Origin of the sequence: Actinomadura sp. NPDC000600 (assembly GCF_040492135.1) — a bacterium.
Taxonomy (GTDB): domain Bacteria; phylum Actinomycetota; class Actinomycetes; order Streptosporangiales; family Streptosporangiaceae; genus Spirillospora.
Window position 1 is genome coordinate 1 of record NZ_JBEUPD010000048.1, and the last position, 21,271, is coordinate 21,271.

General features: G+C 70.0%; 16 protein-coding genes. 8 read left to right on the forward strand and 8 right to left on the reverse strand.

From position 1 onward, the window contains the following. Window positions 1–1,545: 1,545 nt before the first annotated feature. Window positions 1,546–2,715 (reverse strand): epoxide hydrolase family protein, encoded by a 1,170-nt coding sequence (locus ABWI07_RS39335; RefSeq protein ID WP_353821640.1) that lies wholly within the window; start codon window positions 2,713–2,715, stop codon window positions 1,546–1,548. Window positions 2,716–2,777: 62 nt separating this feature from the next. On the opposite strand from ABWI07_RS39335, the gene ABWI07_RS39340 reads away from it, so the two are divergent. Next, entirely contained in the window at window positions 2,778–3,746 is a 969-nt protein-coding gene (locus ABWI07_RS39340; protein ID WP_353821641.1) for a helix-turn-helix transcriptional regulator, read from the forward strand. 705 nt (window positions 3,747–4,451) lie between these two features. Here ABWI07_RS39340 and pcrA read toward each other — a convergent pair. Then, the gene (gene pcrA, locus ABWI07_RS39345; RefSeq protein ID WP_200841834.1) at window positions 4,452–6,707 is read right to left on the reverse strand and encodes a DNA helicase PcrA; all 2,256 of its coding nucleotides are present in this window, start codon (window positions 6,705–6,707) and stop codon (window positions 4,452–4,454) included. 480 nt (window positions 6,708–7,187) lie between these two features. Here pcrA and ABWI07_RS39350 point away from each other — a divergent pair, with 480 nt between their 5' ends. Further along, on the forward strand, window positions 7,188–8,654 hold the full coding sequence (locus ABWI07_RS39350) for a gluzincin family metallopeptidase (RefSeq protein ID WP_353821642.1): 1,467 nt from the start codon (window positions 7,188–7,190) through the stop codon (window positions 8,652–8,654). 298 nt (window positions 8,655–8,952) lie between these two features. Beyond that, window positions 8,953–9,273 carry a protealysin inhibitor emfourin gene (locus ABWI07_RS39355; RefSeq protein WP_149259004.1) on the forward strand — a complete coding sequence of 107 codons (321 nt, stop codon included), beginning with the start codon at window positions 8,953–8,955 and terminating at the stop codon, window positions 9,271–9,273. A gap of 431 nt (window positions 9,274–9,704) precedes the next feature. Here ABWI07_RS39355 and dhaM read toward each other — a convergent pair whose 3' ends face one another. Genes dhaM through dhaK form a run of 3 tightly spaced genes read right to left on the reverse strand, consistent with a single transcriptional unit; the run spans window position 9,705 to window position 11,768 of the window. Then, window positions 9,705–10,091: a dihydroxyacetone kinase phosphoryl donor subunit DhaM gene (gene dhaM, locus ABWI07_RS39360; protein WP_200841833.1), complete on the reverse strand. Its 387-nt coding sequence runs from the start codon at window positions 10,089–10,091 to the stop codon at window positions 9,705–9,707. A gap of 1 nt (window position 10,092) precedes the next feature. Continuing rightward, a complete protein-coding gene (gene dhaL, locus ABWI07_RS39365) occupies window positions 10,093–10,716 on the reverse strand; it encodes a dihydroxyacetone kinase subunit DhaL (protein WP_149259002.1) in 624 nt (207 codons plus the stop codon). 56 nt (window positions 10,717–10,772) lie between these two features. Further along, window positions 10,773–11,768: a dihydroxyacetone kinase subunit DhaK gene (gene dhaK / locus ABWI07_RS39370; RefSeq protein ID WP_149259000.1), complete on the reverse strand. Its 996-nt coding sequence runs from the start codon at window positions 11,766–11,768 to the stop codon at window positions 10,773–10,775. A 100-nt stretch (window positions 11,769–11,868) separates the two neighbouring features. Between dhaK and ABWI07_RS39375 the strand changes: the two genes are divergently transcribed. From ABWI07_RS39375 to ABWI07_RS39390, 4 genes are all read left to right on the forward strand, one after another. After that, on the forward strand, window positions 11,869–12,897 hold the full coding sequence (locus ABWI07_RS39375) for a nucleoside hydrolase (protein WP_235036736.1): 1,029 nt from the start codon (window positions 11,869–11,871) through the stop codon (window positions 12,895–12,897). A 407-nt stretch (window positions 12,898–13,304) separates the two neighbouring features. Beyond that, the gene (locus ABWI07_RS39380) at window positions 13,305–14,048 is read left to right on the forward strand and encodes a PIG-L deacetylase family protein (protein ID WP_200841832.1); all 744 of its coding nucleotides are present in this window, start codon (window positions 13,305–13,307) and stop codon (window positions 14,046–14,048) included. A gap of 137 nt (window positions 14,049–14,185) precedes the next feature. After that, a complete protein-coding gene (locus ABWI07_RS39385; protein ID WP_149258999.1) occupies window positions 14,186–14,641 on the forward strand; it encodes an SRPBCC family protein in 456 nt (151 codons plus the stop codon). 1,917 nt (window positions 14,642–16,558) lie between these two features. After that, window positions 16,559–17,458, forward strand: coding sequence for a serine hydrolase (locus ABWI07_RS39390; RefSeq protein ID WP_353821643.1), 900 nt, complete (start codon window positions 16,559–16,561; stop codon window positions 17,456–17,458). Between the two features lie 313 nt (window positions 17,459–17,771). Here the strand turns inward: ABWI07_RS39390 and ABWI07_RS39395 are convergent, their stop codons facing one another. The 3 genes from ABWI07_RS39395 to ABWI07_RS39405 all read right to left on the reverse strand — a co-directional run bounded on the left by ABWI07_RS39395 (window position 17,772) and on the right by ABWI07_RS39405 (window position 20,562). Further along, window positions 17,772–18,521, reverse strand: coding sequence for a DUF4190 domain-containing protein (locus tag ABWI07_RS39395; RefSeq protein ID WP_160160886.1), 750 nt, complete (start codon window positions 18,519–18,521; stop codon window positions 17,772–17,774). 138 nt (window positions 18,522–18,659) lie between these two features. Continuing rightward, window positions 18,660–19,301: a LuxR C-terminal-related transcriptional regulator gene (locus tag ABWI07_RS39400; RefSeq protein ID WP_149258996.1), complete on the reverse strand. Its 642-nt coding sequence runs from the start codon at window positions 19,299–19,301 to the stop codon at window positions 18,660–18,662. 91 nt (window positions 19,302–19,392) lie between these two features. Beyond that, on the reverse strand, window positions 19,393–20,562 hold the full coding sequence (locus ABWI07_RS39405) for an ATP-binding protein (protein ID WP_235036801.1): 1,170 nt from the start codon (window positions 20,560–20,562) through the stop codon (window positions 19,393–19,395). A 382-nt stretch (window positions 20,563–20,944) separates the two neighbouring features. On the opposite strand from ABWI07_RS39405, the gene ABWI07_RS39410 reads away from it, so the two are divergent. Then, on the forward strand, window positions 20,945–21,196 hold the full coding sequence (locus ABWI07_RS39410) for a hypothetical protein (protein WP_149258995.1): 252 nt from the start codon (window positions 20,945–20,947) through the stop codon (window positions 21,194–21,196). Window positions 21,197–21,271: the final 75 nt, after the last annotated feature.

Sequence of the window (21,271 nt, forward strand, 5' to 3'; positions counted from 1 at the left end):
CATACCCGTAACCGAACACATACACAGAGTATATCGAACTAGTGGGCGAACAGACGCGAGATCGGAGGCTAATTACTGTCACCACCGAGATAGGTCAAGCTTGATCAATTTAAGAGCCAATCAGGCTCATGGGACAAGACGGGCGTTTCGGTTTGGCGGCACGCCCACCAAAGCACAAATACCACCAAACCTGCCTGGATCGCGGACACGTCTTAGGGGGATAACTCGTCAATTGGTCCTTCTCAAGGAAAAGGTGAGTTCGCTTCGGCGGGCCGTCTGCGCCGTGGTAGGACAACCTTCTCCCCAGCGGTGGGCCCTAGCCGAGGGAGCCAAATTTCTTGAGTTCGCCGATGAACTCGGCGCCGTCCGCAAGCGTGGTCAGGACGAGGATGCCTGTCGAGCCCGCTACCTCACCACCGGCTTTCCTGCCATCGGCTGCGTGGCCGTCCGCTGTTGCCGGGCTACTCACGAGCCGTGATGGAGCAGGACGGGCACACAGGCCTTCGTCACGCGCTCAAGCTCAGGGAAGCGAGACGGTGGCAAGAAGCCCGCTCGTCCCGAAGTGGGCCCCTGGCGGATGGCATTCCTTTTATTGCATGGGCGCCTACAGCCGGTGGGTCTCGTCTAGCGGAAGCTCACCGTTGCCAATCGCCTCCGCTGTGGGTTTCTTGAAAAACCAGCTCTCTCTGACATGACAGCTCCCTGGCTGGACAACTCCCCGATGCGCGGACTCCCTTGGTCTGCAACCTCCCTCATGGCTGGTCTTCCTTGGCAGACGGGTGCTGCGGGCGCGACGCCAGCAGATCCATTCACCAGGCTGCTGCACCACGGCCTGGACGGAACCTGACCCAGGCCCGGGTACGGCCACAGCCGGCGCAGGACACTGCTCCGTGATGTCGGGGTGGCCCGGTGTCGGCGTGGCCCGGTGGCGAGGGGGCTCGGCAGTGGGGCGGCGCGCACGTCGATGGGGCGGCTCGGTTGCGGTTGGAAGGTGGTCCCCTCGTCGAGGGGATGGCTCTTGGAGGAGTGGGGTGGCGCGTCGGGCGGGGGCAGGCGGAGCCTGCCCGACGAAACCTGCACCAGGGGCCGCAGAGGCTCCGAAGTCAAGGGTGGGACGAAGTCCCATCGCGAAGCGACGCCGAAGGCGCCCTTGACTTCGGAGGGGCGGCCCCGTACGCAGCGCCACCCCACCCGTTCGACCTCTTTACGAGCACTATCCCTCTACGGGCTCGACTTCTGTATCTACTCTGCCCTGTATCTACTCCGCCCTGTATCTACTCCGCCCTGTATCTACTCCGCCCTGTAACTACTCCGCCCTGTAACTACTCCGCCCTGTAACTACTCCGCCCTGTAACTACTCCGCCCCCCGTGGCTCCACCCCCTTTGGCGGCCGCCGCGGTCCGCCTCTCTCAGAACTCTCCTCTATGAGCAACGCCTCTCTGCGGGAGACCTCTCCGTACTAGACCCCTCGACGACTCACCCTCTCTTCGCACGCTGCCTCGTTGCGAGAGCCGTCTCACTATGGCCTTCTATAAGCACTAACTCTCACCTAAGGGATCGACTGAAGAGCCTAATGTCACCCACAAGTAGCTCCGGAACTTCCATGGCTGCAAAGTGACCACCTTGGTCGTATTCCGACCAGTGCCCGATATCGCCGTCTGGGTCCATGAGGGAACGAATGGTGCTGTCGGCAGCGAATACGGCCACACCGACGGGAACGTCCGGCTTCGGCGAGGGGCCGCTCTCCGTTGCGGCGAAGGCCTTCCATGCCTGCATGCCCTCGTAGACGGCGTGGGCGGAGGTGGCCCCGGAGCCTGTGAACCAGAAAAGGCTCACGTTGGTGAGCAACTGGTCCCGATCAACGGCCGCATCGGGCAACTCGATGGCCGGGTCCGTCCACTCGTGGAACTTCTCCACGATCCAGGCCAGTTGACCGACCGGCGAGTCGTTCAGGGAGTACGCCAGGGTCTGCGGGCGAGTCGACTGCAATGCCAGATAGCCGATCCCTTCCTCCCTGAACCTGTTGAACTTCTGTGCGCGCGCTCGATCGGCACCAGAGAACCGATCCGGTTCAAGGGGAGGGCCGAACGGCGGGGCCGCGCCCGTTCCGGACAGGTGGACGCCTGCGACATGCCCCGGGTCGACCATCGGCAGCATTCCGGCGACGCCCGAGCCGACATCCGTACCTTGCGCGACATACCGCTCGTAGCCGAGTCGGCGCATCAATTCCGCCCACGCTCGTGCGACGCCGAACAGGTTGAAGCCCGCGTCACCGATCGGGTTGGAGAAACCGTAGCCCGGTAGGGAGGGCAGGACGACATGGAAGGCATCCCTGGGATCGCCGCCGTGAGAACGGGGATCGGTCAACGGCCCGACGATCTTCATGAACTCGATCGGTGAACTGGGCCAGCCGTGCGTGAGGACGATCGGCAGTGCGTCCGGCTCCGGCGACCGCACGTGGAAGCAGTGGATCGTCTGGCCGTCGATCACCGTCTTGAACTGGGGGATCTCGTTCAGCGCCGCTTCCTGCGCCCGCCAGTCGAACTCGGCGGCCCAGTATCCGGCGAGTTCTTTCAGGTACTCGATCGGGACGCCGCGGCTCCAGTCGGCCACCCCCGCGGTCGATGGCCAGCGCGTCGCGGACACTCGGGCTCGCAGGTCCTCCAGCTCGGTCGCCGGGATATCGATGCGGAATGGACGGATCTCGTTCGTCATGGCAGGCACGCTAAAGGTCATTGCGGAACAGATCGTTCCTCAATGCGCGGCATCATGGAGAGATGACGCGAACCTCGGTGGTCCGGCTGCTCCGGCTGCTGTCGCTCCTCCAAGCACCGCGCGACTGGACAGGGCCTGAGCTGGCAGAACGCCTCGACGTCACCGCCCGGACCGTCCGCAACGACATGGAGCGACTGCGCGAACTCGGGTATCCGATCGACGCGTCACCGGGTGTCGGCGGTGGCTACCGGCTCGGCCCGGCCGCGGTCCTGCCGCCGCTGCTGTTCGATGACGACGAGGCGGTCGCGGTGGCGATCGGGCTCCGGACGGCGGCGAGCGGCGCGGTCTCCGGCATCGAGGAAAGCTCCGTCCGCGCGCTCGCCAAGCTGGAGCGCCTCCTGCCGTCGCGCCTGCGCCACCGTGTCGGCACGCTCGCTTCGACGACGGTCGCGCTGCCAGGCTCGGAGCCGCCCGTGGACGCGGCCGCGCTGACCGCGATCGCCGCCGCCTGCCGCGACAACGAGCGCCTGCGCTTCGACTACCGCACTCACGACGGTGCAGACGGGCCCCGCGTGACCGAACCCCACCGCCTCGTCGCCTCCGGCCGCCGTTGGTACCTCCTCGCCTGGGACTTGGAGCGGGACGACTGGCGGACCTTCCGCGTCGACCGCATCGTCCTGCGCCCGCCCGCCGGTCCCCGATTCGCGCCTCGGGACATGCCGGACGAGGACGTCGCGGCCCGCATCTCGTCCGGCCTCGCCCGGGCGATGTGGGCCTACAGAGCGCGGGTCGTGGTGAACGCGCCGGCCACCGAGATCGCGGCTCGACTCCCCGCCGGCATCACGGTCGAACCGGCCGATGACGACACGTGCATCGTGGAGGTCGGCTCCGACGATCCGTCCATGCTCGCCGTCTACCTCGGCATGCTGGGCGCCGACTTCCGGATCGACGAGACGGCGAACCCCGAACTCGCCGACCACCTGCGCACCCTCGCCGCCCGCTATACCCGTGCCACCGACACCGGTTCTTGACCGCGCAACCCCAGAACGACGATCGCCACCATGGGACCGGCGAAGCACCCCACGCAGGCCCTCCACACCCCCGACGAGGCAAACGCTTCATTGAGCCGAGCGCTTCACGGGGCGAACTCCTCGCCGGGAGGAGCGCTCCGCAGAGGCGAACGCTCCGCCAAGTCGAGCGCTCATAGGAGAACCGTCGCTGAGGGGAGCGTTGCAGGCATGGGCGCTTACCAGAGCGAACGCCTTACCGAGCCGAGCAACCCACAGAAGCGAACTCCGCGCCAGGCCGGCGTGCTCCGCATAGCTGAACACTCAGCAGGGACGAACGCTCCACTGAAGTGGACATTGTGCTGCGGCGAGCAATCCGCTAGCGCAAGCACCGCTCTTAGCCGAGTACTTCACAGTGGCGAAAGCGTCGCCAGTGCGAATACTCCGCCGAACCGAGCGCTCCGCAGAGCAAACGCTCTGCCAGGGCGAACGCTCGCCAAGGTGGGTGCTCGCCAGGGGGCGGACGCTTTGCCGAGGCGAGCAATCGACCTCGCTGAGGCGAGGGGTTTGCGGGTTGGGTGCGTTGCCGCGTTGCCGCGTTGCCGCGTTTTCGGGCTCGGTCGGGTGGGCGGCGGGCTGGGCGGCTGGACGGTTCTCGTGGAGCGGCCGGCGTCTGCTGGGCGGACGTGCTCCAATCGACACGTCCACCGCCGACGCAGATTGAGGGGGTCAGAGTTTTTCTATGGTGGCGAAGCGTAGGACGAGGGTGCGGACGCCGTAGTCGCCACCGAAGTCGACGCTGGCCTTTTCGCCCTTGTCGTAGACGGAGACGACGGTGCCCAGGCCGAAGGCGTCGTGGGTGACCTTGTCGCCCGGTGACAAGGACGGGACGGGGCGGTTCCCCGGGGAGCGGGTCCCCGGGCGTTCCGCCATTCGCGACATCGCGGAGCCGGACGTGGACGATGCCTCGCGCTCCCACTCGACGAGGGATCTCGGCACCTCGCCGAGGAAGCGGGACGGCGGGTTGACCTGCGGCGCTCCCCATGAACTCCGCATCGTGGCCCGCGAGACATAGAGGCGTTGCCGGGCGCGCGTGATGCCTACGTAGGCGAGGCGGCGTTCCTCTTCGAGTTCCTTGGGGTTGCTCATGGCGCGCAAATGGGGGAAGACCCCGTCTTCCATGCCGGTGAGGAAGACGACGGGGAATTCGAGGCCCTTCGCGGTGTGCAGGGTCATCAGGGTGACGACGCCGTGCTCGCTCTCTTCGGGCTGCTCGCCCGGCGGGACGGGGCCGCCCTTCGCGCCGCCGGGGATGGAGTCGGCGTCGGCGACCAGGGCGACCTGTTCCAGGAATTCGGGAAGGCGGCCCTCGGCGGACTCGCCGTCGAGGCGCTCCTCGAACTCGCGGGCGACGGCCTCGAGTTCCTGGAGGTTCTCGACGCGGGTCTCGTCCTGCGGGTCCTTGGACGCCTGGAGCTCGGCGAGGTAGCCGCTGGCCTTCAGCACCTCGGCGATCAGGTCGGCGGGGGTGAGCGACTCGGCGGCGGCGCGCAGCTCGTCCAGCAGGACGACGAAGTCGCGGACGGCGTTGATCGAGCGGGTCGCCATGCCGGGAACGTCCTCGGGCGTCCGGAGTGCCTGCCAGAACGAGATGCGCTCGCGGGACGCGTACGCCTCGACGCAGGCCTCGGCGCGGTCGCCGATGCCCCGCTTGGGGACGTTCAGGATGCGGCGCAGGGAGACGGTGTCCTCGGGGTTGGCGAGGCAGCGCAGGTAGGCGAGCGCGTCGCGGATCTCCTTGCGCTCGTAGAACCGGACGCCGCCGACGACCTTGTACGGCAGCCCGACCCGGATGAACACCTCTTCGAAGACACGGGACTGCGCGTTGGTGCGGTAGAAGACGGCCACGTCACCGGGACGGGCCACGCCGTCGTCGGTGAGCTTGTCGACCTCGCGGGCGACGAACGCGGCCTCGTCGTGCTCGTTGTCGGCCACATAGCCGATGATCTTGTGGCCCTCGCCCTGGTCGGACCAGAGCTTCTTGGGCTTGCGGTCGGCGTTGCGCTCGATGACGGCGTTGGCCGCGGACAGGATCGTCTGCGTGGAGCGGTAGTTCTGCTCCAGCAGGATCGTCGTGGCGTCCGGGTAGTCGCGCTCGAACTCCAGGATGTTGCGGATGGTCGCCCCGCGGAACGCGTAGATCGACTGGTCGGCGTCGCCGACGACGCAGAGCTCGGCGGCCCCGACGCCCTCGACGGGCGCGGTCAGCTCCCGGACGAGTTCGTACTGCGCGTGGTTGGTGTCCTGGTACTCGTCCACCAGGACGTGCCGGAACCGGCGCCGGTAGTGCTCGGCCGCCTCCGGGAACACCTGCAGCAGGTTGACCGTCATCATGATCAGGTCGTCGAAGTCCATGGCGCCGGCCTGCTGCAGCCGCGCCTGGTACATCTCGTAGGCCTCGGCGAGCGTCTGCTCCATGTGCGTGGACGCCCGCGCCTTGAAGGTCTCGTAGTCGATCAGCTCGTTCTTCAGGTTGGAGACCTGGGCGCTGAACGACTTCGGCGGGTAGCGCTTGGGATCGAGGTCGAGCTCGCGGCAGACGAGCGCCATCAGCCGGTTCGCGTCGGCCTGGTCGTAGATCGAGAAGCTCGTGGGGAAGCCGAGGCGCTTGGCCTCGCGGCGCAGGATCCGGACGCACGCGGAGTGGAACGTCATCACCCACATGGCGCGCGAGCGCGGCCCGACGAGGGCGTCCACCCGCTCCTTCATCTCGGCGGCCGCCTTGTTGGTGAAGGTGATCGCCAGGATCTGGCCAGGGTGCACCTCCCGCTCGCCGAGCAGGTGGGCGATGCGGTGCGTGAGCACCCGGGTCTTGCCCGAGCCTGCGCCGGCCACGATCAGCAGGGGGCCGCCGGAGTGCACGACGGCGGCGCGCTGCTGCGGATTGAGGCCGTCGAGCAAGGGGTGAGCTTCGGTCTTCGACATCACGTGCGAGTCTACGGCGCTGCGCGGACGTTTTCGGCGCGTCCGCCGACCGCGAGCGCCTCGGCCCCCGCCCGGCCCCCTGTCCGGACCTCGCCCGGCCCCGTCCCGAACCCTGTCGAACCTCGCCCGCACTCCGTCCCAACCCCCTCCGGCGATCGGTTGGCTCGTGATCCGTGCGCGTTCTTCCCCGCCTCGGACGAGCCTGGCGGACGGGCCCGACTCCGCGTCCGGCCGATACCTCCGGCGACCCTGATCAGGGGCCCGAAGGCAGCATGTGGACAGATGGGGTGCCTTTTGAGCACAGCGGGTTGACTCGATCTCGCTGCCCGGCAGACGTTGGAAGTGGAGCGGGCACCGGTCGGGCCGCCGACTCGGTCCGAGCCCGGAATGCAAGGCCCCGTACTGCAACCCCGCATGTCCGCACACAGCAGCGCAGAGTCACAGGGGCTCGCGCACTGTCACAGGGGGAAGGTGGCTTTGATGAAGATCCACCAGCAAGAACTCCAGACGCAACGGGACGCCGAGACCACCGAGATCGTCGTGCCCGCGCAGTGGCCCGGACGGGCCTCCCAGGTCGCGCAGGTGGCGGCCCGGCCGCTTCCGCGTCCCGTCCCGCGCCCGGTGCCGATTCCGGTTCCCGCGCAGCCCGGGCACCGGTTCCTGGTCTACAAGCAGGACCCGTCCGTCACCGCGCTCGGCGCCCGGTTGACCTTCATCCCGACCGTGGTGCTGAACGGACCGACGGACCTGCGCGTCCAGACCGAGCTGCAGGGCGTCACCCCGGTCGCGCGCAACATCAACGGCGACTTCGTCTTCACGCCCGGAACCCCGCAGTTCGACTGCGCGCACACGTTCGCCGTCGTCCGGGAGACGATGGCCATGTACGAGCGGCACAACGGCGGGGTCCCGATCCCGTTCGCGTGGAACGTCGGGGGCAACACCGAGCGCATCACCGTGTTCCCGCACGCCGGCGAGGGCGCGAACGCGTTCTACACGCGGACGGCCAAGGCGCTGAAGTTCCTCTTCTTCACTCCGCAAGGGCAGCCGCCGTCGAACGTGCTCTTCACGTGCCAGTCCTTCGACATCGTCGCGCACGAGACGGGCCACGCGATCCTGGACGGCCTCAAGCCGGGCTGGCTGTCGGCGGACAACCCGCCGCAGACCGGCGGCCTGCACGAGGCGTTCGGCGACATCACGGCGATCTTCCTGGCCCTGGCGCAACCGGACCAGGCGGACGCGCTCGTCGCGCTCACCAAGGCGAACCTGCACGACAAGTCGTTCCTGACGGAGCTGGCCGAGCAGTTCGGCAAGGCCCTCGGCATGCCGTCCGGACTCCGCAACGCCGACAACGACCTCAAGCTCAGCGAGGTCGGCAACGAGGTGCACGCGATCTCGCAGGTGTTCACCGGCGCGATCTACGACATCCTCGCGGACGTCTACACCTTCGAGCTCAGCCGGCAGCAGCGCACGAAGGACGCGGCGGTCGTGCTGATCGAGACGGCGTCCACACTGTGCAAGCTGGTGTTCGACGCGATCGTCGCGTCGCCCGCGACCGGGGCCCGGTACGTGGACGTGGCGAACCAGATGCTCCAGGCCTCGGCGAACCGCGGCGAGCCGGCCATCTACCGGACGTTCATCCGCAACCGGTTCGCCGTCCGGGAGATCACGACGGCGGCGACGCCGCTGCGCGACCTGATGAGCGGGCAGATGGCGATGACCGAGGCCGCCTACACCGGGGACGGGCAGGACGTCACCGAGGTCCAGCCGCACGACGAGAACTCGGCGAGCCTGCTCGCCGGCCAGGACAGGTCGCGCTGCTGCGGCACGATGCAGATGCCCGAGTACCAGGCCGTCTCCGCGGAGAAGCTGGCCCAGGGCGGCTCACTGGAGGACGACGACATCCTCCGGAGCGGACTGGACGAGCTGCGCAGCACATTCAGCAAGTAGAGGCTCCACCCGCGGAAGCTCGGTGTGTGGACGCTCGGTGTGTGGACGCTCGGTGTGTGGACGCTCAGTGTGTGGACGCTCAGTGTGTGGACGCTCAGTGTGTGGACGCTCAGCAAGTTGGGACGTCCGGGGAGTAGGGACGTTCTGAGAGTGGGGGCGCCCAGTGACTAGGGACTCTCGACAGGTCGGGACGTCCAGCGCGTGAGGCCGTTCGGCGATGAATCCGTGCGGCGAGTAGGGATTCGCGGCGAGCGGGTAGAGAGCGGAGAGCAGACGAGTCGACGGGGAGGTGCGCGGCATGCGCGTGACGATCGAGAGCACCGGCGGTTTCACCGGCTACAGCACCGTCGTCGCGCAGTACGACACCGAGACCCTCCCCGCCGGCCAAGCGGACCGCGTCCGGCATGCGGTGGACGCTCTCGCCGCAGCGCACGCCCGCGGCGAGCGGGGCGAGATCGGCGCCGACCTGCCCGCCTACCGCATCACGGTCTCCGGGGACGGGGCGGAGGAGTACGGGGCAGCCGGGGAGACGCGCGTCTACGAAGTCAGAGGCGACCCCACCGCAGGCGTCGCCTCAGTCCTCGGCACGCTCCTCGAAGGCCCCGACGCCACACCCTGACCCCGCCACATCCTGAGTCGGCACACCCTGACCCCGCCACACCCTGAGTCACCACACCCTGACCCCGCCACACCCTGAGTCACCACACCCTGACCCCGCCACACCCTGAGTCGGCACGCTCTGAGTCGGCACGCTCTGACCGACCGCGCCCTGAACCGCCACTCTCTGGAACCGCACGTCGTGCTGAACCGTCGTCATGCGCTGAACCGCAACACGAACTGAACCACCATGCCCCGCGCGGCACACGACACCCCGAACTACGCCGCCTGAATCGAAGCCCTCACCGCCCAGCGTGAAGCGCCCCGCACTCTGAACCGCACGACCTGAAGCGGGCGGCTTGAAGCGAACGGCCAGTTCTGGACTGTGCAGTCCGAAAAGAGCCGCCGTGGTCGGGCCGGCGCCGATCAGGTCCGGCCCGACCACGGGGTGGTTCAGCTGGTCTTGCGGTGGTCGCGGGCTGATTCGGCGGCGGCGTGGACGGCGGCGAGGTCCGCGCCGGTCGCGGCCATGGACGCGGCGGCGACCGCGCCCTCGACCAGCGGGGCGTCCGCGAGCAGCACGTCGTCGCCGTCGGCGTCCTCGATGAGCATCTTGGCGGTCAGCACGGAACTGCCGAGGTCGGCGAGCAGCACGACCCCCTCACCGTCGTCGACCGCGGCGACCGCCTGCTCGACGAGGTCGATGCTCGTCCCGAGCCGCCCTTCGGAGTCGCCGCCCGCGGGTTCGACGACGGCCTTGCCGACGCCCATGGCGCGGGCGACCTCGGCGACGCCCTCGGCCAGTGTCCGGCTGTGGGAGATGATGACGATCCCGACCATGTCACCCCTCCCCTGCGACATCGGCCAGGGCCTGGAGCAGCAGAGCGGTGGACGAGGCGCCGGGGTCCATGTGTCCCTCGCTGCGCTCGCCCAGGTAGCTGGCCCGGCCCTTACGCGCCCGCATCGGGACGGTGGCGTCCGCGCCCTTCGCGGCGGCCTCGGCGGCGGCCCGCGCGCATCCGGCCAGGTCGACGCCGTCCGCCAGCGCCGCCTCGTACGCCGCGACCGCCGGAGCCAGCGCGTCGACCATCGTCTTGTCGCCCTCGACGGCCTTCCCGAGGTCCTGGACGCCCTCAAGGGCGGCCCGAAGCGCGTCGCCCAGCGCGACGGCGTCCACCTCGGCGGCGTCGCCGAACGCCTTGCCGGCACGGCGCAGCGCCGTCCCGTAGAGGGGGCCGGACGCGCCGCCCGTCTTCGAGACGATGGCCCGTCCGGCGGCGATCAGCACCTTGCCCGGCGGAACGTCCTCGGGCAGCGCCTCCACGGCGGCGCGGAAGCCCCGGTCGAGGTTGAGACCGTGGTCGCCGTCGCCGATCGCCGCGTCCAGCCGGGTCAACCGATCGGCGTCGGCGGACACCCGTTCGGCCGCCTGCCGGATCCAGGACGCGAGATCCCCCGCGTTCATCGATCCGGCGCCGCTTGATCCGGCACCGCTCGATCCGGCACCGCTCGATCCCGTGTTCATCGGCCCCACCGGAGCCCGGGGGTCTCGACGGGCGCGTCCCAGAGGCGGGTCAGGTCGGGCGTCACCCGGCACACGCTGATCATGCAGCCCGCCATCTCCAGACTGGTCACGTACGGTCCGACCAGGCGGCGCACGACGGTGGCGCCGTGCCCCTCCAGCCACTCGGCCGCCGCCGCGTAGGCGACGTACTGCTCGATCAGCGGGGTACCGCCCATCCCGTTGACCAGCACGAGCACCTCGGAGCCGGACAGCGGCATGTCCGCGTCGATGGCGCTGAGCGAGGCGTCGACGATCTCCACGGCGGTGCCGACCTTGACGCGCTCACGGCCGGGCTCGCCGTGGATGCCGATGCCGAGCTCCATCTCGTCCTCGCCCAGCTCGAACGTCGGGGTCCCGGCGGCCGGGACCGTGCAGGACGACAGCGCGACGCCGAACGACCTGCTGCGCTCGTTCACCTCCCGTGCCACGGCCGCGACGTCCGCGAGGGGCGCGCCCTCCTCGGCGAGCGCCCCGGCGATCTTCTCCGCGAACAGCGTGGCGCCGGTGCCGCGCCGCCCGGCGGTGAACGTGCTGTCCTCCACCGCGACGTCGTCGTCGACGATGACTGAGACGACCTCGATGTCCTCGTCCTCGGCCAGTTCGGCGGCCATCTGGAAGTTCATGACGTCGCCGGTGTAGTTCTTCACCAGGTGGAGGACGCCGGCGCCGCCGTCGACCGCCATCGTCGCGGCGATGATCTGGTCGGGGACGGGAGAGGTGAACACCTCCCCGCAGCAGGCCGCGTCCAGCATCCCGTATCCGACGAACCCGGCGTGCAGCGGCTCGTGACCGGATCCGCCGCCCGACACCAGGGCGACCTTCCCGGTTCGCGGGGCGTCTCCTCTGACGACGGTCCCGTTCTCTGGATCGACCTTCAGCGACGGGTGCGCGGCGGCCAGTCCGCGCAGCGCGTCGGACACCACGTTCGCCGGGGCGTTGATGAGTTTGCGCATGTCTCAGCTCTACCCCGGCGAACGCCCCCATCCCAGACCCAATCGTTGATCATGCGATACCGGGGTGCCCGGACGGCCCGCGCCCGCATAGGTTGCATCCGTGACGAAGCCACCCAAGATCCTCTACGACTGCGACACCGGCATCGACGACGCGATGACGCTGCTCTATCTGGCCTCGCTGGTCCAGGCGGGGAAGGCGGAGCTGACGGCGGTCGGCACCGTCCACGGAAACATCGACCCCATGACCGGCGCGCTCAACACGCTGCGCGTCCTGGAGGCCGCGGGCATCCCGGTGGCCGGCGCAGACGGGTCCGGGCAGGGCGCAGACGGGCAGAGCCTTCCGAATGGGCAGGGCGTGGGCGGGCATGAGGTGCCGGTCGCGGTCGGCGCCGCACGGCCGATGGCGCAGGACGTCCACTACGCGCTGGACTGGCACGGCACGGACGGCCTCGGCGACACGCACCTTCCCGAGCCCGCGGGACGCCCGGTCGCCGAGCCCGCCCCGGCGCAGATCGTCCGGCTGGCCCGCGCGATGCCCGGCGAACTGACCCTGCTCGCGACCGGTCCGCTGACCAACCTGGGCGCGGCGCTGCTGCTGGACGAGGAACTGCCGTCGCTGATCCGCGAGGTCGTCGTGATGGGCGGCGCGTTCGACCACCCCGGCAACATCACCACGCACGCCGAGGCGAACATCTGGCACGACCCTGAGGCCGCCGACCTGGTGTTCGCCGCGGACTGGCCGATCGTCCTGGTGCCGCTGGACGCCACGCACCCGACCGCCGTCCACGACGACTGGCTGGACCGGCTCGCCGCGCACGACACCCCCGTCGCCCGGTTCGCCGCGAACATCCTGGAGTTCTACGCGGACGCCTACACGCCCACCCTGAAGCGCCGGGGCGCGGTCATCCACGACGCCCTCGCCGCGATGCTCGTCGTCGCCCCCGAGCTCGGCGAGTACGTCCAGCGCCCGGTCCGGGTGGAGCTCCGAGGCGAACTGACGCGCGGCACGACGGTATGGGACGCCCGCTCACTGCCCGCCGATGACACCCGCCGTCCGGTGAAGGTGGCCATCGGCAGCGACGTGGCGGCGTTCCAGGAGCGTCTTCTCTCGGCCCTGCTCACCTTCTGACACGCCGCACGTTCGGGCCGGGCGCACGTTCGGGCGGCGCGCACGTTCGGGCGGGCCGCACGTTCGGTCAGGAGGCCACCTTCGGGCAGGACGCGCGTTCGGGACGGGCCGCACGTTCGGGCGGGCCCGTCCCGACAGGGTCCCCAGTCTCGACAAGCGCTCGTTGCAGCAGACCCCCGTTTCTAACAGGCCCTGTTCTGACAGGCCGCACGTTGGGGTGGGTCAGGTTGAGACAGGGCACGTTCAGCCTGGGCATGTTCGGGCAGGGCCCGTTGGGACGGGGCTCGCCTCTGACGCCGTCGGCCCTCAAGGGGCTGCGCGGTAGGCGGTCGCGTCGCTATCCGGGCACCCGGAACGTTCGCTGAAAGCACGATCTCCGGATGTACCTGAAACCGTTCGCCGACCTTATGGTTGAAACTGTGACCAATGTTCTGGACGACAGCGAACTGCAGCGAATCCTTGCCGTGATGGCGCACCCGGACGACGTCGACTTCGGCGCGGCCGGGACGGTCGCGGGCTGGACGGACCGCGGCATCGAGGTCGTCTACCTCATGGTCACCGACGGCGACGCGGGCGGCTTCGACGACGAGGTCTCGCGCGACGAGATGGCCGCGCTGCGCCGCGAGGAGCAGCGCGCGGCGGCCAAGTGCGTCGGGGTCGGCGACGTCCGGTTCCTCGGCTACCCGGACGGGCGGGTCGAGGCGACCTTCGACCTGCGCCGCGACATCGCCCGCGTGATCCGGCAGGTGCGGCCGGACCGGGTGCTGATGCCGTCCCCCGAGCGGAACTACGAGCGGATCTACCCGAGCCACCCCGACCACCGGGCGGTCGGCTCGGCCGCGCTCGACGCCGTCTACCCCGACGCCCGCAACCCCTACGCGTTCCCGGAGCTGCTCGCCGACGAGGGCCTGGAGGCGTGGACGGCGCGGGAGGTGTGGATCAGCGGCGGCCCCGTCGTCAACCACTACGTCGACATCACCGACCGGTTCGACCGGAAGGTCAGCGCGCTGCGGGCGCACGCCAGCCAGACCGCGCACATGGGGGACGGGCTTCCGGAGATGCTGCGCGGCTGGCTCAGCGCCAACGCCGCCGCCGCGGGGCTCCCCGAGGGACGTCTCGCCGAGTCGTTCCAGGTCGTCGACACCGCCTGATTCAAGGCGTCTCGAAGACACGCCGATCAGGTCACGCCGCCCAAGTCTCGGTCACTTGGCAAATACACTCCATTACGAGCTGTAATCAGCCTCCGAGCGGGCATGTACCCCCATGTGACAGAACTCGGGGGGTCGTCATGCCGCGTGAGATCGAGGCCACCGCCACATCCGCCGCCGCGCCTGAGGTGATCTTCAAGCACCTGTGCGTACCGGAGGCCTGGGACGAGTGGGGCGGTTTCTGGACCAGGGTGCGGCGGGAGTCCGCCGGCGATGAGCACCCGAACGGGCTCGGGGCCGTCCGTTACGTCCGGTCCTGGCGCGAGGAGGTAGTGGCGTGGGATCCACCGCGGCACTACGGGTACCTCGCGCTGGCCGGACACCCGGAACGGCGCCTCCGCGCGGACATCACGCTGGAGCCGCACTTCGCGGGCACGCTGATCCGCTGGCGCGGCGAGGTGGACGGGTTCCCGGGCACCGGGCCGTTCACGACCGCCGTCCTGCGCCGCCGCCTCGGCACGTACGCGCGCCGGGTGGCACGCCATTCCGAGCGCTGCGAGCCGGGCTGCCCGGCCCGCCTTCCGGGCGCCCTCTAAGGCCCGCCCGCAGGCAGCCGCGCACACCGGTCAAGGCGGTCACGACGGCCAAGGTCGTCCCGCTCGCTTCAGGCACGCACACCGCTTGAGGTCTGGCACGCCTCCAGTCCGGACACGCAAGCCAGACCGAGCGCGCACGCCGCTCAGGGCACGCACGCCGCCTCGGGCCGCGTACCAACCCAGGCACGCAAGCCCATGCGCCACGCACGCCAGACCAGACGCACCCCGATCCGAACGCACGTACGGATCGAGGAGCCGGACGCAAGGCCAGGCACGCCCGCCCATCCAGGCGCGGAGGTCGGACCAGCCACGCGGGCCGGACTGAGTGCGCGCACCGGGTCAGCATGCAGGCCAAGCCAGGCATGCATGCCGGGTCAGGACGCGCACCAGGTGGGGCACGCACGCCACCCAGGCGCGCACGTCGGCCGAGGCACGCAGACCGGCGGAACCGCGCACCGGACAGGCACGCACATCGGGCGGGGAGCGCACCAGAAGGGCCGCGCACCGGACGGGCCACCGTGCTGAGCCGGACCCAAGTCGTCAGGTCAGACGCGCACGCGGATTTGACACGTGTACCAGGTCAGGCGCGCACGCCACCCAGGCGCACAGGCCCGACGGGGCACGCACACCGGTCGGCACGAACACCAGTCGGGCACGAACACCAGTCGGGCACGCGCTCGGTCAGGCACGCGCGCTGAGCCGGGCCAGGTGCCGCCAGCTCAGGCATACACACCGGATCACCCTGCGCACCACGTCAGGCACGTACGCCACCCAGGCGCACAGGTCGGACCAGGCCCGCTCTGGCCGAGGCACGCGGACCGGAATGGCACGCGCACCAGGTCAGGCATGCGAGCGGATCGGACACACACCGGTCCGGGCACGCAGGCTGCCAAGCATGCTTGCCGCCCCAAGGCACGCCCAGCTCGGACCAGGTACGCCGACCGCTTGGCACGCGCGCTGAATCGGCCCGCACGCCAAGCCAGGAACGCGTGCCGGATCGGGACACGCACCGGTCCAGGCACCCACGTCGCGCCAAGCACGCATGCCGTCCAGGCATGCGCGTTACGTGAGGCGCGTGCCGTCCAGGCACGCGTGGTGTGGGAGCAGGCGCGGTTTGGAGCAGCGCGTGCAACGGGCGAGACATGCGGGACTCGGCTGGTCGCGTGTACCAGGGCCAGACGGGCACGCGCGCCAGCCGAGACACGCGCGGACTCGGTGGGGTCGCGCTGCCGAACCGGGCGCGCGCGTCCGCCAGGTCCACGCACCGGTTCAGGCAGGTGTGCCAGCAGGGGTACGCGTCCCGATCCGGGCGCGCGCCGAGCCAAGCACTCACGCCGAGCCAGGCGCGCACCTTCGTCGGGCCCACACATAGGTCGGAGCAGATAAGCGCGCCGATCCGGGCACTTCGCCGTCCAGGCGCATGCACCGGATCAGGCCGCGGGCCAGCAGTAAGTAAGCGCCCGGATTCTGCACGCACGGCAGATCCAGCACGCATGCCAGATCCGGCACGCACGTCCTGTCTGGCACGGATCGCCTGATCGGGCGCGTGCGGGGGCCGGTAGCCACGCCAGGTCCTGGGCCGCGCGCAGGGACAGGACCAGCACGCACGTCCTGCCTGGCACGACGCGCCGGAGCGGGCATGTGCGCTGGTTCGCAGACGCGCGGCAGGTCCGCGCGCCAGGTCCGGCACGCACGTCCTGCTTGGCAGGAGCGCCGGATCAGGTACGTGCGCTGGTTCGCGTACGCGCGGCAGGTCTGCGCGCACGGCGGGGGCGGGCGCGCCAGGTCAGGGCCTATGTCCGGTTCAGCCGCGCATGTCGGACCGGGCGCGCGGGTCGGGCAGGCACGCCTGTTCGAGGCGCACTCCAAGTTCACGGTTTACGTCAGTTCTGGGTCGCACGACATTCGGGGGAATCGATGCGGCGTTATCTCATTGTGCTCGCTCTCGCGGCGGGTATCGGGGCGGGTTCGACCGCCTACTGGATCACGGCGGACGGGACGCGGCACGCAAGCGGCGGTGTCGTTGAGGCCGGCGAGCCTTCGGCGGGTGGGCGGGAGGTGAACGCAGTCCAGCTCGCCGCGCGCCCGTTCGACTCCGTGACACTGCGCCGGGCCGTAGACACCTATATCCAGAAACGTCCAGGCAAGGCGGGGGTGATGGTGACGGATCTGCGGACGGGCATGTCGTTCGGCGAGAACGAGAAGGGCCGGTTCGTCAGCGCCAGCATCATGAAGGTGGACATCCTGTCCAGCCTCCTGCTGCAGCGGCAGCGCGACGGCCGAGGGCTGACCGGCGGTGAACGGGCCTTGGCCGGGACGATGATCCGGCAAAGCGATAACTCGGCGGCGAACGCCCTGTACTCCGCAGCGGGGGACGCTCCTGGCGTCGCGGACACGAACAAGGCCTTCGGACTGAGGCACACGAAGCCGTTTCACACCTCGTGGGGTTCGTCCCTGACCAGCCCGGCCGATCAGGTGCGTCTGCTTACGAACCTGGCATCGGACGCGAGTCCGTTGGAACCGCGCGCCCGCCGGTACGTCCTCGGCTTGATGGGTTCCGTGCTGGACGAGCAGGCGTGGGGCATCAGCGCGGCTGCGCGTCCGGGCGAGAAGGTGGCGCTGAAGAACGGTTGGACGCCGGTCCGCCACCAGGGGCACGGCTGGGCGATCAACAGCATCGGCCGCATCACCGGGCATGACCACGACTTCCTCATCGCGGTGTGCAGCGGCGACAGTCCGACGATGGGAGCGGGAGTGTCGACGGTGGAGCACATCGCCGAGATGGTCGTTGACGCCATGCGTGCGTCGCATCAGTGAGCACCATCGGACGCTGGGCACATACCGAACGTTGGACACGGACGGGGCATTGGGCGCAGACCGGACGCTGAGCAGGGACTCGGAAGTCGGGCTCGGAGGAGCGTCGCCGAGCAGGTCCTGCTGGACGGGGCTACGGCGGCGGTGGAGGCGTTTCTCGCGCAAGAACCGTGGCGCGTGGGGGACCGTCGGTCGGAGGAGTGTCAGGCTCGCGGGAGCGGGAGAGCCGGAGAGCGGGAGCCAGACTGGGCTCAGGCAGAGCCTGGCGCTGGCGGGACCGGGCGGCGGGCCGGCCGCCCAGCGAGCGCCGGGGTCGTCAGCGGTGCAGGGGTCGGGTGAGCTTCTTGCCGTCGGTGGCGGCCACGGCGACGCAGGTGACGGTGCGGTCACCGGACTTCCACGAGTCGGCCGTGGGGTAGTAGTAGGAGCTCGCGATGCCCCGTGCGGCCGGGTCGCGGTTGATCCGCGCCTGCGTGCGGAGCTTGCATCCGGTCGAGGCTAGCTGCTGGAGCCGCGCCTCGGGCGGCATGACGAAGCCCTTCAGCTTGAAGACGGCCGTCACCTCGCCGTCGTGCGGGCCGGCACAGGGGACGATCTTGACGCTCTCGACCTCGACGGGGGCCTCGGTCGCCGTGCTGGTTGTGGCGCCCGAGTTGTCGTTGATGCAGTCGCCGAGCTTCATCTTCTGGGCGTCGACCTCCTTGGGTTTGGTCGCGGTCGGCTTGGGAGCGGCCCCGTCGTCGGACGAGCCGCCGCCGCGCAGCGCGAACGCCACGATGCTGAGCACGATCCACAGGCAGGCCAGCGCGATCCCGGCGATCGCGAGCCCGCGGCCCTTGCCGCCCTTCTTCGATATCTGGCTGAGGGAGATGATCCCGAGGACGAGGCCGACGAGGCTGACGCACGGGATGAGGCCGGTCACGAGCGCGGCGATCGCCAGGCCGTTGGTCTTCTCGGTGTTCGAGCCGTAGGGCGACCCGGGACCGTGATCGCCCGGCATCGGCGGAGGAGGCGGGTAGGGCGCCTGGGGGCCCGGCTGCGGGGGCCCGGAGGGAGGGTATGTCATGAAGAGCGACTGTCCCATACCGGACGGTGTTCGTGATCATGATGTACGGGAATCGGGAATTACGATTCGCTCACAACCGCAGAGAAAACGTTTACCTCCGGGCCCGTCCGGGCAAACACATGAGCCTCATACGCCCGCCTAGACGAGGCGGCGGGCGGCGGCCCAGCGCGACAGCTCGTGCCGGTTCGAGAGCTGGAGTTTCCGCAGGACGCTGCTGACGTGCGTCTCCACCGTCTTCACCGAGATGAACAGCTCCTTGGCGATCTCCTTGTAGGCGTACCCGCGCGCGATCAGCCGGAGCACGTCCCGCTCCCGCTGGGTGATCTGGTCCAGTTCCGGGTCGACGGCCGGGGCGTCCGTGGCGGCGAACGCGTCCAGGACGAACCCGGCCAGCCGCGGCGAGAACACCGCGTCCCCCTCGGCGACCCGGCCGATCGCGTCCGTCAGCTCGGGGCCGGAGATCGTCTTGGTGACGTAGCCGCGGGCCCCGCCCCGGACGACGCCGATCACGTCCTCCGCCGCGTCCGACACCGACAGCGCGAGGAACTTGGACGTGACGGCGCCGTGCAGCCGCCGCAGCACCTCGATGCCCCCGCCGCCGGGCAGGTGGACGTCCAGCAGCACCACGTCCGGCTGCGTCCCGCGGATCACCGCGACCGCCTCGTCGACGTCGCCCGCCTCGCCGACGATCTCGACGCCGCCGCCCAGCTCGGCCTTCACACCGGTCCGGAACATCTGGTGGTCGTCGACCAGCACGACCCTCTTCAACGCCTCACTCATGTCCCGCTCCTCCGTGGGCGGCGGCCACCGGCGTCCCCGGTCGGCCGCCGCTCATGCCGCGCGCCCCGGGAGGACGCCCCGGCGGCCGCGCTCATGACTTCTTGATCTCCAGGCGCACTTCGGTGCCCTCGCCCGGCGCGGTGCGGACGGTGGCCTTCCCGCCGTTGCGCTCCATACGTCCGATGATGGACCCCCGCACACCCATCCGGTCCGCCGGGACCTGGTCGAGATCGAATCCCTTGCCCCGGTCGCGGACGAAGACGGCGATCTCGTCGCCCTCCACCTCCGCGTACACCGACACCGACGGCGCCTCCGCGTACTTGGCGGCGTTCACCATCGCCTCCCGCGCGGCCTGCAGCGCGGCGCCGAGCCGCTCGTCCAGCGCGGTGTCGCCCACGCAGACGACCTCGATCGGCACGCCGTGGTCGTCCTCGACCTCGCCCGCCGTCTCCCTGATCGCGGCGGCGAACGTCCGGTCGGGGTCGGCGCGCGGCTGGTAGAGCCATGTCCGCAGCGTCCGCTCCTGGGAGCGGGCGAGCCGCTGGACCTCGCGGGTGTCGTGCGCGTTCCGCTGGATGAGCGTCAGCGTGTGCAGCACGGAGTCGTGGATGTGGGCGGCGAGCTCGGCGCGCTCCTGCGACCGGATGCGCTCGTGCCGCTCCGCGTCGAGGTCCTGCCAGAGCCGCACCACCCACGGCGTCACGATCACCGCGACCCCGGTGAGGATGATCAGCGTGGCGATGAGGACGGACCGCGCCTGGTCGGCCTCCACCTTCTGCGCCACGAACCCGCCGATGCCGCCGACGACGAGGAGCAGTCCGAGCAGGCTGCGCAGCCACCGCTGGCGCAGCGGCAGCGTCCAGCGCTGCCGCTGGTCGCGATCGGCCTGCTGCCAGAGGATCGCGGCGCCGACGCCGCCGACGATGAACGGCCACAGCGCCCACCGGACGACCCCCGCCGCTCCCCACGGCAGCGCGGCGAGCCCCATCGCGACGGCCGCGTAGGCGAGCAGCTGGCCCCAGTCACGTCCGCGCCGCCGCCCGGCCTCGGCCGGGGCCTTCTCCTGGGCGGGCACGAGGATCCAGAACGCGGCGTAGGCGGCGAGGCCGAGCCCGCTCGCGACCGTGAGCAGCACGAACGCGCCGCGGATGAGGAACACGTCCACGCCGAGATGCGAGGCCAGGCCCCGGCTCACTCCGGCGATGAGCCGCCCTTCGGCCGCCCGCTCCAGCCGGGCGGGCGTGGCAGGCGCCGCGTCCACCGGTCCCGGTGGCGCCGCCGGCCGTTCCGCCGTCTCCTGCTTCACCGCCGCCCTTCCCAAGATTCTCCCACGTCATCGATGGTCACACGCCCGGACATAATCCGCATCAGGGACCAGCCCTGGTCCCGCCTCAGGGTCGAAACCGGGCATTGATCCAAATGGGACCAGCGCCGGCGCCCTCACCGTCGGGTCTGGGCCGGTGTTGCGCGGTTCGCCTGACCGCAGGCCCGGCGAGCTGCTCGACCACCGTCTCGCACGAGTGCCCGCCGCACCTGGCCGGCGCTTGCCGCGATCTTGCGAATGGCCGTCCTGTCGGCCGCGCGGCTGTCCGGTGCCGGCCGACAGCCAGCGCGTCACGTATGCCGGTTCGTAGCATGCGGCCATGGCGAGCGACGGGCACGTGATCTGGGTCAAGCCGTTCGACCCGGCCAACCACGGGAGCGACACGGCCGGACGGCGTGGCGAGTGCGGTTGGCACGGCCAGACCGAAAAGCGCGGGACCTGCGCAGACAAGCCGTTCGCCAGTGTGAAGCTCCAGTACGCAGGCTATGCGCCCGTGCAGTCTGCTTGCATTCGGGCGCTGCGTGAGATCTCTCAGCGGTACGGGTTTCCGATCCCGCCCGAGTCTGCCTGACCGAGTCCAGCCCGCTCGACCGCCCGCCACAGTGAACTGTCGGTGGCGGCGCCGAAAGGGCGCACGAACCCTGAG